Below are 13,139 nucleotides of genomic sequence, written 5' to 3' on the forward strand. Positions count from 1 at the left end.
GACGATGACGGCGATCCCGGGGCTGGACGCGGCCGAGCGGGCCTCGCGCGACGAGATCATGGCACTGCAGCGCGACCGGCTGGCTTGGTCGCTGCGCCACGCCTATGACAACGTCCCGCACACCCGCCGGGCCTTCGACGCCGCCGGGGTGCACCCGTCCGATTTCCGCGACCTGCCGGACCTGGCGAGGTTCCCCTTCACCACCAAGCAGGACCTGCGCGACAACTACCCCTTCGGCCTGTTCGCCGTGCCGCGCGAGCGGATCGCCCGGATCCACGGCTCCTCCGGCACCACCGGCAAGCCGATCGTGGTCGGCTACACCCAGGCCGATCTCGACATGTGGGCGACCGTGATGGCGCGGTCGATCCGCGCCGCCGGCGGCCGGCCGGGGATGATGGTGCATGTCGCCTATGGCTACGGCCTGTTCACCGGGGGCCTGGGCGCCCATTACGGGGCGGAGCGGCTGGGCTGCACCGTGGTGCCGATGTCGGGCGGCATGACCGAGCGCCAGGTCCAGCTGATCACCGACTTCCGGCCCGACGTCATCATGGTGACGCCCAGCTACATGCTGGCGATCCTGGACGGGTTCCGGTCCCAGGGCCTCGATCCGCGCGACAGCGCGCTGCGCTTCGGCATCTTCGGGGCCGAGCCCTGGTCCAATGCGATGCGGCAGGAGATCGAGCGGGATTTTGCCCTCGACGCCACCGACATCTACGGCCTGTCGGAGGTGATCGGCCCCGGCGTCGCCCAGGAATGCGTCGAGACCAAGGACGGGCTGCATGTCTGGGAGGACCATTTCCTGCCGGAGGTGATCGACCCGGTGACCGGTGCCGTATTGCCGGACGGCGAGATCGGCGAGCTGGTCTTCACCTCCCTGACCAAGGAGGCGTTCCCGGTCATCCGCTACCGCACCCGCGACCTGACCCGGCTGCTGCCCGGCTCGGCCCGGCCCGGCATGCGGCGGATGGAGAAGGTGACCGGCCGCTCCGACGACATGATCATCCTGCGCGGCGTCAACGTCTTCCCGACCCAGATCGAGGAGGCGCTGCTGGCCTGCGACTGGTGCGGCGGCCATTTCCTGATAGAGCTGAGCCGCCCCGGGCGGCTGGATGAAATGATGGTGCTGGCCGAGGCGCGGCCCGAGCATTGGGACGGGGCCGGCCTGACCGTGGCGGCCGAGCGGCTGACGCTGCGGATCAAGGACACGGTCGGGATCTCGGCCCGGGTGCTGATCCAGCCCCCCGGCACGATCGAACGCTCCGCCGGCAAGGCGAAGCGGGTGATCGACAAGCGGCCGAAGGGGTGAGGGGCAGGCTTCTCACATCTGGTCGTAGTCGACCACCACCCGGTCGGTCTTCGGATGCGACTGGCAGGTCAGGATGAAGCCGGCCTCGAGTTCCCAGGGCTCCAGCGAGTAGTTCAGGTCCATCGCGGCCTCGCCCTCGACCAGCCGGGCCCGGCAGGTCGAGCACATGCCGCCCTTGCAGGCATAGGGCAGGTCCATGCCCGCGCGCAGCGCCGCGTCCAGGATGCTCTCGCCCTCGGCCACCGGCACCTCGCGGCGCTTGCCGTCGACGGTCAGCACGGCGGTACGGCTGGGCGCATCCGGGGCGGGGGCCGCCGGCTTGGGCCGCGGCCGGCCGCCGAGGGCGGAGACGAACAGCTCGACATGCACCTTCTCCGGGGCGACGCCCAGCTCGGCCAGCGTCCCGGCGATCTCCCGGCTCATGCCCTCGGGGCCGCAGAGATAGACCTCGTCGACCATCTCGGCCGGCACCACCAGCCGCAGCAGGCGCCGCGCCTTCTCGCCGTCCAGCCGGCCGGTCAGGATCGGCAGATCCTGCTCCTCCTGCGACAGCACGTGGAACACCGAGAGCCGGTCGAGGAAGCGGTCCTTCAGCTCCTCCAGCGCCTCGCGGAACAGGATCTCGCCGGTGGAGCGGTTGCCGTAGAACAGGAAGAAGCGGCTGTCCGGCTCGCGCGCCAGCACGCCGCGCAGCAACGACAGCACCGGGGTGATGCCCGAGCCGGCGGCGAAGCCGACATGGATCCGTGCCTGGCTCTGGGCCGGCGCCTGCGGCACGCCGAAGCGGCCGGTCGGGGTCATCACCTCGATCGCGTCGCCGGGCTTCAGCGTGCGGTTGACCCAGTCGGAGAAGAGTCCGCCCTCGACCCGCTTCACCGCGATCCGCAGCTCGCCGTCATCGGGGCCGGAGCAGATCGAGTAGGACCGGCGCAAATCCTCGCCGTCGATGGTGGCGCGCAGGGTCAGATACTGGCCGGGATTGTAGCGGTAGTCGGCGTTGAGCCCGTCCGGCACGTCGAAGGCGATCGAGACCGCGTCGGCGGTCTCGCGCCTGAGGTCGCGGATGGTCAGGCGGTGGAAGCGCGGCGTGGCGGCGGACATCAATGGCACTTGAAATAGTCGAAGGGCTCGCGGCAGTCGGTGCAGCGCCACAGCGCCTTGCAGGAGGTCGAGCCGAACTCCGACAGCCGCTCGGTGTGGACCGAGCCGCAAAGCGGGCAGGGCACGGTCTCGGCGCCGAACAGGGCGCGGCGGCCGGCGCCGTCCTGCGGCGGGGCGACGCCATAGGCGGCCAGCTTGCGGCGGCCGTCCGGGGTCAGCCAGGCGGTGGTCCAGGCCGGCGACAGCACGGTGCGCACCCGGGCGCCGCCGATGCCGGCCCGCTCCAGCGCCAGCCCGATCTCCAGCGCGATCACGCTCATCGCCGGGCAGCCGGAATAGGTCGGGGTGATCGCCACCTCGACCCGCCCGTCCCGCACCGTCACGTCGCGCAGCACGCCGAGATCGGCGATGGTCAGCACCGGCAACTCCGGGTCGACCACAGCAGCTGCGGCCTCCCAGGCGCGTTGGCGGAGGGTGTCCGGCTCGGATGTGGGAGAGGCCGGAGCCGCCCCCTCACCCGAAATCGCTGGCGCGATTTCGACCTCTCCCCAAGGAGAGGTGAAGGGGCCGCGGCTCCGATTCCCCTCTCCTTGGGGAGAGGGAGGGGCCCGGCGCGAAGCGACGGGAGGGTGAGGGGGATAGGCCGGCGCCGTCACCAATTCGCCCCCGGATAGGTCCGCTGCAGGATCTGCAGCTCGCTCAGCAGATGACCGAGATGCTCGCTGTGCCTTCCGTCGCGGCCGCCACGCTGGGACCAGCCGGCGGGCGGAGCCGCCAGCGTCGCCTCGGCCAGCACCGCGACCACGGTCCGCGACCAGGTCTCGCGCAGGCTCTCGGCATCGACCGCGACTCCCTGCCGGACCAGCTCGGCTTCGCCCTCATCCGGCAGGAACATCTCGCCGGTATAGGGCCACAGCTCCTCCACCGCATCTTGAGACCGGTCATGGCTCTCATTGGTGCCGTCGCCGAGGCGGATCACCCATTCCGCGCTGTGGCGCAGGTGATAGGCGCTCTCCTTCTCCGACTTCGCGGCGATCGCCGCCAGGGTCGGGTCGGTCGAGGCGGTCATCGCCCGCCAGTAGGGATCGGCGAAGGCGGAGTAGAAGAACTGGCGCAGGATGGTGCGGGCGAAATCGCCATTCGGCTGCTCGACCAGCAGCAGGTTGCGGTACTGCCGCACGTCGCGCCAATAGGCGTAGCGGTCCTCGTCATTGCCCGCGGCTTCGGCCTCGGCGGCGTAGGTGTAGAGGGCACGGGCCTGGCCGATCAGGTCGAGCCCGATATTGGCCAGGGCCATGTCCTCTTCCATCATCGGCGCGTGGCCGCACCATTCCGACAGGCGGTGGCCCAGGATCAGGGCGTCGTCGGCCCGCGCCAGGGCGTAGCGGACGAGCGGCGTCTCGGCGACGGTGATCGTGGCCATCACATATGCCCGATCTCGTCGGGCACGTCGTAGAAGGTCGGGTGGCGGTAGATCTTGCTGGCCGCCGGCTCGAACATCATGCCCTTGTCGGCGGGGTCAGAGGCGGTGATGGCGTTGGACGGCACCACCCAGATCGACAGCCCCTCGCCGCGTCGGGTGTAGAGGTCGCGCGCCGCCTGCAGCGCCATCACCGGGTCGGCCGCGTGCAGCGACCCGACATGCTTGTGCGCCAGCCCGTTGCGGCTGCGGATGAAGACTTCCCAGAGGGGGAAATTCGGCGTGGTCATGGCGTGTCCTCCCTCAGGCCGCCGCCCGGGCGCGGCGCTTTTCGGCATAGGCCAGCGCGGCCTCGCGCACCCAGGCGCCGTCGTCATGCGCCTTGTTGCGCGCCGCCATGCGGTCGCGGTTGCAGGGACCGTTGCCGGCCAGCACCTGCTTGAACTCGGCCCAGTCGATGGCGCCGTACTCCCAATGCCCGGTCTCGGCGTTCAGCCTCAGGTCCGGGTCGGGCATGGTCAGGCCGATGAACCGGGCCTGCGGCACCGTGGCATCGACGAATTTCTGGCGCAGCTCGTCGTTCGAGAAGCGCTTGATCTTCCATTTGGTCGAGGTGTCGCTGTGCTGGCTGGCCGAATCCGGGGGCCCGAACATCATCAGGCAGGGCCACCACCAGCGGTCCAGCGCGTCCTGCGCCATCGCCTTCTGCTCCGGCGTGCCGCGAGCCAGCGTGACCATGATCTCGTAGCCCTGGCGCTGGTGGAACGATTCCTCCTTGCACACCCGGATCATGGCGCGGGCGTAGGGGCCGTAGGAGCAGCGGCACAGCGGGATCTGGTTCATGATCGCGGCGCCGTCGACCAGCCAGCCGATGGCGCCGATATCGGCCCAGCTCAGGGTCGGGTAGTTGAAGATCGAGGAATACTTGGCCTTGCCGGTCAGGAGTTGGTCCACCAGCTCCTCGCGCGCCGTGCCCAGCGTCTCGGCCGCGGCGTAGAGGTAGAGGCCGTGGCCGCACTCGTCCTGCACCTTGGCCAAGAGGGCCGCCTTGCGCCGCAGGGTCGGCGCCCGGGTGATCCAGTTGCCCTCGGGCAGCATGCCGACAATCTCGGAATGGGCGTGCTGGGAGATCTGCCGTGTCAGCGTCTTGCGATACGCCTCCGGCATCCAGTCGTTGGGCTCGATCCGGTCCTCGGCGTCGATCCGTTCCTGGAAGCGGGCGGCGAGGGCGGAGTCCTCGACCGGCTTGGCGGTTGGATCGGTGGCGTTGAGGGCTTGCGTGTACATGGCGTCCAGCATCCTCCCTGACCTTGATTGGAGTATATGTCACATAAATATGTGTAGTCAACAATTCTGGTAACATATCGCAGCGCGGGGACCTCTCACCGTCATGGCGAGGAGCGCAGCGACGTGGCCATCCAGGGGCCGGTGTGAGCCGCCCTGGATGGCCACGCCCCTTCGGGGCTCGCCATGACGGTGAGGGGACGCTTTACCGGAACCGGGCCTCCAGCTCCGGCCCTGGAGAGGGCAGGGGGCCGGACTCGGTCTGGCCCTCCGCGTCGAGCCAGCGCTCCGAGGCCGGCAGCAGCCGGTGGTAGAGATCGGCGCAGAGGGCGCGGGCGGCGGTGCCGGGCCAGTCCGGCGGCAGCAGGTCGGCCGGCAGCACCGGGTCGCGCAGCACGATCCGGCGCCAGGCATGGATCAGCAGGATGCGGGCGATGAAGCTGTCCTGGTCGGGCAGCGCGCCACCGGCCGCCAGCGCCGCGCGCAGCGGCTCGAACTCGGACAGGAAGCGGCGATAGGCGGATGCCGTCTGGTCCAGCGGCCAGCTCTGCGCCGCCAGCCGGCGCCGCGTTTCGGCATCGGCCGAGGCATCCAGGCACACCGCCTCCCCGGCTTCCGGCGGGACCGGCGTGCCGGCCGGCGCCACCCAGACGCCCGGCGCGGCGCTGCCGAAGCCGGCGGCCTGCAGGGCCGTCCGCGCCGCCTCGCGGTCGCCGCCATTGCCGGCCAGCACCAGCACGAAGCCGCTGCCGGGCGGCGGCGGATGGGCGTTGTAGATGTGCTCGGTGGCGGTGCGGAACGTCTGCCGCCCGCGCTCGGCCAGGCGGTAGAAGCTGTTGCGGCCGACCCGGCTGCGCTCCAGCCAGCCATCGGCGGCCAGCCGCGACATCGCCGTCCGTACCACGCCGTCGCCGATGTCGATGGCGTGCAGGAAGGCGGACAGGGTGCCCAGCCACAGCGACCCGCCGCGCGGCACGATGGCGTCGCCATAGACGGTGATGATGATCGACCAGGTGCGTGACGGCTCGGCCTTCAGGCTGTCCAGGATCCGGCGCAGGGCGGTGCGGGGCATCGCGGTCAGGCGGTTTCCATCCGCCGGCGGGCCGCGGGCGTCACCGCCGCCACCGCATCCGCCGCGCCGGACAGGACCAGTTGGGTCGCCAGCCGGGCATAGTCGGCGCGGCCCAGCCCCTTGCCCTCGCGGAACCACAGATAGTGCCAGTTCAGCATGCCGAACAGCGACATGGTCAGCGGCATCAGCAGGGCGCGGTCGGTCGCGACCTGCGGCACCGCGGCGGCCAGCGCCTCGGCGAAGATCCGCACCAGCGTCCGCTCCATCTCCTTCAACTGCTCCTGCCGCTCCGGCGGCAGCAGCTTCAGGCTGGTGATCTGCACCTGGTGCTCGGCATCGGCGTCGCGATAGGCGTCGAGCAGCGCGGCCACGACCGCGTGCAGCCGCTCGCGGGCACTGGCCGGAGCGGCGGCCGCGTCCTCCACCGCCGCGACCAGGGTGGACAGGTGGTCGGCCAGGATGTCGAACAGCACCGCGTCCTTGTCGCGGTAATAGTGGTACAGCAGGGCCTTCGACATGCCGCAGGCCTCGGCGATCATGGTGATCGAGGCGCCGGTGAAGCCGTGCCGGGCGAACAGCTCCGCCGTCCGATGCAGGATCGCCCGCCGCTTCTCGTCATAGTCAGGGGCGCGGGTGCGGGCCATGACTCCGTCCAGAACATCTCAGTTGCCGTCAGACTCGCCGCGTCGCAGCCGCAGATCAAGAATTCTCTGAACGCTCGATCAATGAATGGCTCGGCTTCTGCCGCAGCACCGGGGCGGTGGTGGATTGCCGCCGGTCGGCGCTGGGCCGGCAGCCGAACTGGGCGCGGTAGCGGCGCGAGAAGTATTCGGGCGAGGGGAAGCCGCAGGAGAAGGCAACCTCGGTGACGCTCAGCCCGGTCTGCTGCAGCAGCTGGTGGGCCTTGGCCATGCGCAGCAGCAGGTACTGGGCCTGGACCGGGCGGCCGACCGCCTGCCTGAACCGGCGCTCGAGCTGGCGCAGCGACAGGCCGACCCGGTCGGCTATGGCGGCGCAGGGCAGGGGCTCGTCGATCGTGCCGCGCATGATCTCCAGCGCCTGCGCCACCAGCGGGTCGGCGGCGGCCTGCGCGGGTTCATCCGAGTCCCGCTGCCCGGTCTCCGGCGGCCGCACCCGGCCCAGCAGCAGATGCTCCGCGACCTCGCCGGCCAGGCCGGGATCGGCGTGGCGCCCGATCCAGCCGACCATCATGTCGAGGATGGCGGAGGCCCCGGCGCAGGTGATCCGGCCGCCCGAGAGGGCGTAGAGCTGCGGCACTGCGCGCACCGCCGGATAGCGCTCCTGGAAGCCGGTCAGGTTGTCCCAGTGCACCGCCGCCGTGTGGCCGTCCAGCAGGCCGGCCTCGGCCAGGGCCAGGCTGCCGGTCTCGATGCCGCCGAGCTCGACGCCGAAGCGGGCCAGCCGCCGCAGCCAGGGCAGCACCGGCCGCTGCCCGGCGACCGCGGCGGACTCGAAGCTGGCGAGGACGAAGACCGTGCCGCTGCCCTCCGCTGCCGCCAGGGCGCCGTCGACCGGCGTGACCGTGCCGTTGCTGGCGCGGACCGCACCGCCGTCGGCGGAGACCACGGTCCAGGCGAACAGCCGCTCCTGCGCCAGCCAGTTGGCGACGAACAGCGGCTCGATCGCCGCGGCGAGGCCCAGCGCCGAGAATTCGGGCAGCACCAGGAAGGCCAGCTTGCGCATCAAGGTCCCTTCGTCGAGCCGCCCCAGCATGCCATCGCGGCCGTTCGCGGCCGGTGAAAAATCGACATCGACGCGACGGATAGTGACAGGTTGAGGTCCCGAACCTCTCCCACTCTGCGGTCAACGCCAGCCCGAGACGGGGAGACAACAATGAACATCGCGGTTCCGACCTGGAGCGCGGCCGACCAGGCCGCCGGCTATTCCCTTCCGGCCCCGTTCTTCTACGACCAGGGGGTGTACGAGGCGGAGCGGGAGGCGATCTTCCTGAAGTCCTGGCACCTGGTCGGGCATCTCAGCGACTTCCGCGAGACCGGCGACATCGTCACCGAGACGGTGCTCGACCAGAGCGTCCTGGTGATGAAGGGGGCGGACGGGCAGATCCGCGCCTTCCACAATGTCTGCCAGCATCGCGGCAACCGGCTGGTCGAGACCCGGCGCAGCAAGGCCCGGGCGATCACCTGCGGCTACCACGCCTGGACCTATGGCCTCGACGGCAGCCTGCGCGGGGCGCCGCGCACGGAATGCCTGGCGAATTTCGACAAGGGCCAGCACGGGCTGAAGCCGGTGCGGGTCGAAATCTTCGGGTCCTTCGTCTTCGTCAATCTCGACCCCGCGGCCCGGCCGATCGCCGACATGGCACCGGGCGCCGAGGCCGAGATGCGGCGCTTCCTGCCCGATCTCGACCGGCTGGTGCTGGTGGAGGAGGTCGACGTGCCGGTCGCCGCCAACTGGAAGGTGATCCAGGAGAACTCGATCGAGGGCTATCATTTCAGCTTCTCCGGCCCGGTGCACCGCGAGCTGGCGCAGCTGATCGACTTCGACGGCTACACGCTGACGCCGCGCGGCGACTGGTGGACCTATATCGGCCCGCCGAAGCCGGGCACCACCCAGGCCTATGGCGTGAAGCTGGAGGGCGCCACCTGGCAGACCGACTGGTTCTTCAATCTCGGCCTGTTCCCGAACGCGACGATCTACGCCTTCCCATACTCCGACGTGGTCGGCACCTTCATCATGATCCCGACCGGGCCGGAGACCTCGATCCTGCGCTTCGGCTATTACGGGCCGGAGGGGCGGGACCTGCCGGAGGTCACCCGCGCCTGCATCCGCTGGATGAACGAGGATCTGGGGCCGGAGGACATCCAGCTCAACATCTCGAACCAGAAGGGTCTGCGGTCGATGGGCTTCCGCCACGGCCGCTACCTGATCGGCGAGACGCAGGACAATCGCAGCGAGCATCTGGTCCGCCACTTCCACCAGCTCTGCCACCGGGCGATCCGCCCCGACGCGGCCTGAGCGGCGATGGCCAAGGGCTTCGACTACGTGATCGCCGGCGCCGGCTCGGCCGGCTGCGTGCTGGCGGCGCGGCTGACCGAGGACCCGGCGGTGCGGGTGCTGCTGCTGGAGGCCGGGCCGGCCGACCGCAGCTGGCAGATCCACATGCCGGCGGCGGTCGGGCGCCTGCTGTCCTCCGACCGGTTCAACTGGGCCTATGTGTCGGAGCCGGAGCCGCATCTCGACGGCCGCCGCCTGTCGCATCCGCGCGGCCGGGTGCTGGGCGGGTCGTCCTCGATCAACGGCATGGTCTATATCCGCGGCCATGCCCGCGACTACGATGCCTGGGCCCAGTCCGGGCTGAAGGGCTGGGCCTATGCCGACGTGCTGCCCTATTTCAAGCGGGCGGAGCGGCACAGCCTGGGCGGCGACGTCTATCACGGCGGCGACGGGCCGCTGTCGGTGTTCGCGCCGGACCTCGCCGCGACGCCGCTGGCCGACGCCTTCATCCGGGCGGGGCAGGAGGCGGGCTACGGCCTGACCGCCGATGTGAACGGGGCGCGGCAGGAAGGCTTCGGCCGCATCGACCGCACCACCGGCGGCGGCCGGCGCTGGAGTGCCGCGCGCGCCTATTTGCGGCCAGCGCTGGGTCGGCCGAACCTGACCGTGCTGACCGGCGCCCTGGTCCGTCGCATCGTGCTGGAGCGCGGCCGCGCGGTCGGCGTCGAGTTCAGCCGGCGCGGCCGGGTCGAGACGGCGCGGGCCGGGGCCGAGGTGATCCTGTCGGGCGGGGCGATCAACTCGCCGCAGCTGCTGCAGCTCTCCGGCATCGGTCCGGCCGACGAGCTGGCGGCGCTCGGCATCCGGCCGCTGGTCGACCTGCCCGGTGTCGGCGCCAACCTGAACGACCATCCGGACATCGTCATCCAGCACCGCTGCCGCACGCCGGCCTCGCTCTACGGGGTCAATCGCGGCCTGCGCAAGCTGACGACCGGGCTGCGCTGGTTCGCCGGCAAGACCGGCCCGGCGGCGTCCAACCATTTCGAGGCCGGCGGCTTCATCCGCAGCCGGCCGGGCATCGAGCATCCCGACCTGCAGCTGACCTTCATGCCGATCGCGATCAAGCCCGGCACGGTCGAGGATGTCGGTGCTCACTCCTTCCAGGTGCATATCGACCTGATGCGGCCGCGCAGCCTGGGCCATGTCAGGCTGCGCTCCGCCGACCCGGCCCGGCCGCCGGCGATCCGCTTCAACTACCTGCAGGACCCGCAGGACCGCATCGACCTGCGGCAATCGGTACGGCTGACCCGCGAGATCCTGGCCCAGCCGGCGCTGGCCGCCTATCGCGGCGAGGAGATCACTCCCGGCCCGGCGGTGCGCAGCGACGACGAGATCGACGCGTATCTGCGCCAGGGGATCGAGACCTGCTACCACCCGGTCGGCACCTGCCGGATGGGGCAGGGCGGCACGGCGGTGGTGGATGGCGAGTGCCGGGTCCACGGCGTCGAGGGCTTGCGGGTGGTCGACGCCTCGGTGATGCCAGCGATCGTCAGCGGCAACACCAACGCGCCCACCATCATGATCGCCGAGAAGGCGAGCGACCTGATCCGCGGCCGGCCCGCCCCGCCGCGGGACGAGCAACCGGTGTGGATCCACCCCCGGTGGGAAACCGCGCAACGCTGACACGGAAGGAATCGGCCATGACCGCCTCTCTTCGCCCTGCCTCCGTCGTCGCCGCGGCCGAGGACGCTCACGCCGACGCCCGCATCGACCTCGCCGCGGCGTTCCGCTGGTTCGCGCGGCTGGACATGCATGAATCGATCGCCAACCACATGAGCGTGGCGGTCGACGGGTCGCGCTTCCTGATCAACCCGTGCCGGCTGCATTTCTCGCGCGTCACCGCCGGCAGCCTGCTGCTGCTCGACGCGCATGACCCGACGACGCTGGACCAGCCGGACGCGCCGGACCCGACCGCCTGGTACCTGCATGCCCGGCTGCATGCGGCGCTGCCGCAGGCCCGCTGCATCATGCATCTGCACTCGAAATACGCGACTGCTTTGGCCTGCCTGGCGGACAGCACGATGCCGCCGATCGACATGAACACCGCCCGCTTCTTCGGCCGGGTGGTGATCGATGGCGGCTTCGCCGGCATGGCCCTGTCGGATGAGGAGGGCGACCGCCAGGCGGCGCTGATGACCGAGGGCAAGACCGTGCTACTGATGGCCAATCACGGCGTGCTGGTGATCGGCCCGACCATCGCCGACGCCTTCGACGAGCTCTACTATTTCGAGCGCGCGGCCGAGACGCTGCTGACCTGCTACGCCACCGGCCGCCCGCTGCGGGTGATGCCGGAGGAGGTGGCGCGGCTGACCGAGCGGCAATGGCGCGGCTATGGCCGCTTCGCCGCCGACCACCTGGACAACGTCAAGGCGATCCTCGACGCCGAGGAGCCGGGCTACCGGGATTGATGCCAACGGCCATTGAGATCGCCTCTCCGGCCCTCCTGCGTCATGGCGAGGAGCGAAGCGACGTGGCCATCCAGGGCGGCTCGCACCAGCCCCTGGATGGCCACGCCCCTGCGGGGCTCACCATGACGGGAATGTGTCCCTCCGCCTGTATGGGGAGGACTTAGCGCTCGGCCAGGGCCAGCTTGGCGCCGAGGGCGACGAAGGCGGCGGCGAAGCTGCGGCGCATCCAGGTCATCACCCGCGGGCGGCTGATGACATGGTCGCGCATCGCCGCGGCGAACAGGCCGTAGACGGCGAAGACCGCGAAGGTCATCAGCATGAACACGCCGCTCAGCTCCAGCATCCGGGCCAGCGGATGGGCCTCGCCGGTGCTGACGAACTGCGGCAGGAAGGCGACGAAGAAGATCGACAGCTTCGGGTTCAGGATGTTGACCAGGATCGCCGTCACCGTGACCTGCAGGGCGGAGCGGCCGTCGGCCTGTTTCTCGACCGTCAGCGCGCCGTGCTCGCGCAGGGTGTTCCAGGCCATCCACAGCAGATAGGCAACGCCGAGATACTTGAAGATCTCGAAGGCCAGGGCGCTGGCGTGCAGCAGCGCCGCCAGGCCTAGGATCGCGGCCGCCATGTGCGGCACGATCCCGAGGGTGCAGCCGAAGGCGGCGACCACGCTGGCGCGCGACCCGCGGGTCAGCCCGGCGGCGATGGTGAACAGCGCGCCGGTGCCGGGCGAGGCGACGATGATGAACGAGGTGATCAGGAACTCGATGCTCACGTCGGCGCTCCTCCCGTCAGGCTGCGGCCGCCACGATGCCTCGGCGCGGCCGGGCGGGCAAGGGTGGGCGATCGCTGATGGGCCGGGGCCACCCCCTCACCCGAAATCGCSTGCCGCGATTTCGACCTCTCCCCAAGGAGAGGTGAGGGAGGCGCGGCTTTATTTCCCTCTCCTCGGGGAGAGGGAGGGGCCCGGCCGCAGGCCGGGAGGGTGAGGGGCGACTCGGTCTCAGACCGGGATCGCCACGCTGTTCTTGATCTCGCGCAAAGCGAAGTTCGAGCTGATGTGCTGCACCGCCGGGCTGGTGAACACCACCTCCTTCAGGAACTTCTCATAGTCCAGCGGGCTGCGGGTGACGATCCGCAGGATGTAGTCGGCCGAGCCGGTCATCGAATAGAACTCCAGCACCTCCGGCCGCTCGGCGATCTTGCGCTCGAAGGCCTCGATCTGCTCGCCGTCATGCTTGGCCAGGGTGACATGGGCGAAGGCGGTCTCGCCATAGCCCAGCCGGGCCGGATCGACCCGGGCGACGTAGTCCTTGATCACGCCGCGCTCCTCCAGCGCCTTCAGCCGCCGCCAGGTCGGCGAGGTCGACAGCCCGACCGCCTCGGCCAGCTCCTGCACGCTCTGCCGGGCGTTGCGCTGCAGCGCCGCCAGGATGGCGCGCTCGAACCGGTCCAGCTCGTCGGACTCTGTGGGCATGAAATCACTCCAATCCGGATGATCCGGGCAAATCATAC

The 13,139-nt window shown here is 70.4% G+C and carries 14 protein-coding genes; 4 read left to right on the plus strand and 10 right to left on the minus strand.

Annotated features, from left to right (window positions below; genetic code table 11):
• Nucleotides 1–4 precede the first annotated feature (4 nt).
• Nucleotides 5–1,306 (plus strand): phenylacetate--CoA ligase PaaK, encoded by a 1,302-nt coding sequence (gene paaK / locus BWR60_RS06385; protein WP_088150177.1) that lies wholly within the window; start codon nucleotides 5–7, stop codon nucleotides 1,304–1,306.
• Nucleotides 1,307–1,318: 12 nt separating this feature from the next.
• Here the strand turns inward: paaK and paaE are convergent, their stop codons facing one another.
• The 8 genes from paaE to BWR60_RS06425 all read right to left on the minus strand — a co-directional run bounded on the left by paaE (nucleotide 1,319) and on the right by BWR60_RS06425 (nucleotide 7,887).
• The gene (gene paaE, locus BWR60_RS06390) at nucleotides 1,319–2,407 is read right to left on the minus strand and encodes a 1,2-phenylacetyl-CoA epoxidase subunit PaaE (RefSeq protein WP_088150178.1); all 1,089 of its coding nucleotides are present in this window, start codon (nucleotides 2,405–2,407) and stop codon (nucleotides 1,319–1,321) included.
• Nucleotides 2,407–2,943, minus strand: a complete 537-nt coding sequence (gene paaD, locus BWR60_RS06395; RefSeq protein WP_343216374.1) for a 1,2-phenylacetyl-CoA epoxidase subunit PaaD — start codon at nucleotides 2,941–2,943, stop codon at nucleotides 2,407–2,409. Before paaD ends, paaE begins: the two co-directional genes overlap by 1 nt.
• A gap of 116 nt (nucleotides 2,944–3,059) precedes the next feature.
• Nucleotides 3,060–3,830: a 1,2-phenylacetyl-CoA epoxidase subunit PaaC gene (gene paaC, locus BWR60_RS06400; protein WP_088150179.1), complete on the minus strand. Its 771-nt coding sequence runs from the start codon at nucleotides 3,828–3,830 to the stop codon at nucleotides 3,060–3,062.
• Nucleotides 3,830–4,117 (minus strand): 1,2-phenylacetyl-CoA epoxidase subunit PaaB, encoded by a 288-nt coding sequence (gene paaB / locus BWR60_RS06405; RefSeq protein WP_088150180.1) that lies wholly within the window; start codon nucleotides 4,115–4,117, stop codon nucleotides 3,830–3,832. The genes paaC and paaB overlap by 1 nt, the downstream gene beginning before the upstream one ends.
• Before the next feature lie 13 nt (nucleotides 4,118–4,130).
• Nucleotides 4,131–5,114: a 1,2-phenylacetyl-CoA epoxidase subunit PaaA gene (gene paaA / locus BWR60_RS06410; RefSeq protein ID WP_088150181.1), complete on the minus strand. Its 984-nt coding sequence runs from the start codon at nucleotides 5,112–5,114 to the stop codon at nucleotides 4,131–4,133.
• Nucleotides 5,115–5,316: 202 nt separating this feature from the next.
• Nucleotides 5,317–6,183: a phenylacetic acid degradation operon negative regulatory protein PaaX gene (gene paaX, locus BWR60_RS06415; protein WP_088150182.1), complete on the minus strand. Its 867-nt coding sequence runs from the start codon at nucleotides 6,181–6,183 to the stop codon at nucleotides 5,317–5,319.
• Nucleotides 6,184–6,188: 5 nt separating this feature from the next.
• A complete protein-coding gene (locus tag BWR60_RS06420; protein WP_088150183.1) occupies nucleotides 6,189–6,827 on the minus strand; it encodes a TetR/AcrR family transcriptional regulator in 639 nt (212 codons plus the stop codon).
• 55 nt (nucleotides 6,828–6,882) lie between these two features.
• On the minus strand, nucleotides 6,883–7,887 hold the full coding sequence (locus BWR60_RS06425) for a GlxA family transcriptional regulator (RefSeq protein ID WP_218823372.1): 1,005 nt from the start codon (nucleotides 7,885–7,887) through the stop codon (nucleotides 6,883–6,885).
• A 150-nt stretch (nucleotides 7,888–8,037) separates the two neighbouring features.
• Here BWR60_RS06425 and BWR60_RS06430 point away from each other — a divergent pair, with 150 nt between their 5' ends.
• From BWR60_RS06430 to BWR60_RS06440, 3 genes are read left to right on the plus strand one after another with little or no spacing between them, the layout of a single operon-like run.
• On the plus strand, nucleotides 8,038–9,180 hold the full coding sequence (locus BWR60_RS06430) for an aromatic ring-hydroxylating oxygenase subunit alpha (protein WP_088150185.1): 1,143 nt from the start codon (nucleotides 8,038–8,040) through the stop codon (nucleotides 9,178–9,180).
• Nucleotides 9,181–9,186: 6 nt separating this feature from the next.
• Entirely contained in the window at nucleotides 9,187–10,842 is a 1,656-nt protein-coding gene (locus tag BWR60_RS06435; RefSeq protein WP_088150186.1) for a choline dehydrogenase, read from the plus strand.
• A gap of 17 nt (nucleotides 10,843–10,859) precedes the next feature.
• Complete coding sequence (locus BWR60_RS06440) at nucleotides 10,860–11,627, plus strand: class II aldolase/adducin family protein (protein ID WP_088150187.1); 768 nt, start codon at nucleotides 10,860–10,862, stop codon at nucleotides 11,625–11,627.
• Nucleotides 11,628–11,787: 160 nt separating this feature from the next.
• On the opposite strand, the gene BWR60_RS06445 is transcribed toward BWR60_RS06440, so the two are convergent.
• Together BWR60_RS06445 and BWR60_RS06450 are read right to left on the minus strand one after the other, a co-directional pair.
• Nucleotides 11,788–12,399 carry a LysE family translocator gene (locus BWR60_RS06445; protein WP_088150188.1) on the minus strand — a complete coding sequence of 204 codons (612 nt, stop codon included), beginning with the start codon at nucleotides 12,397–12,399 and terminating at the stop codon, nucleotides 11,788–11,790.
• 228 nt (nucleotides 12,400–12,627) lie between these two features.
• Complete coding sequence (locus BWR60_RS06450; RefSeq protein ID WP_088150189.1) at nucleotides 12,628–13,101, minus strand: Lrp/AsnC family transcriptional regulator; 474 nt, start codon at nucleotides 13,099–13,101, stop codon at nucleotides 12,628–12,630.
• Between the last annotated feature and the right edge of the window lie 38 nt (nucleotides 13,102–13,139).

The sequence above is a fragment of the Inquilinus limosus genome (assembly GCF_002195995.1).
GTDB lineage: Bacteria > Pseudomonadota > Alphaproteobacteria > DSM-16000 > Inquilinaceae > Inquilinus > Inquilinus limosus_C.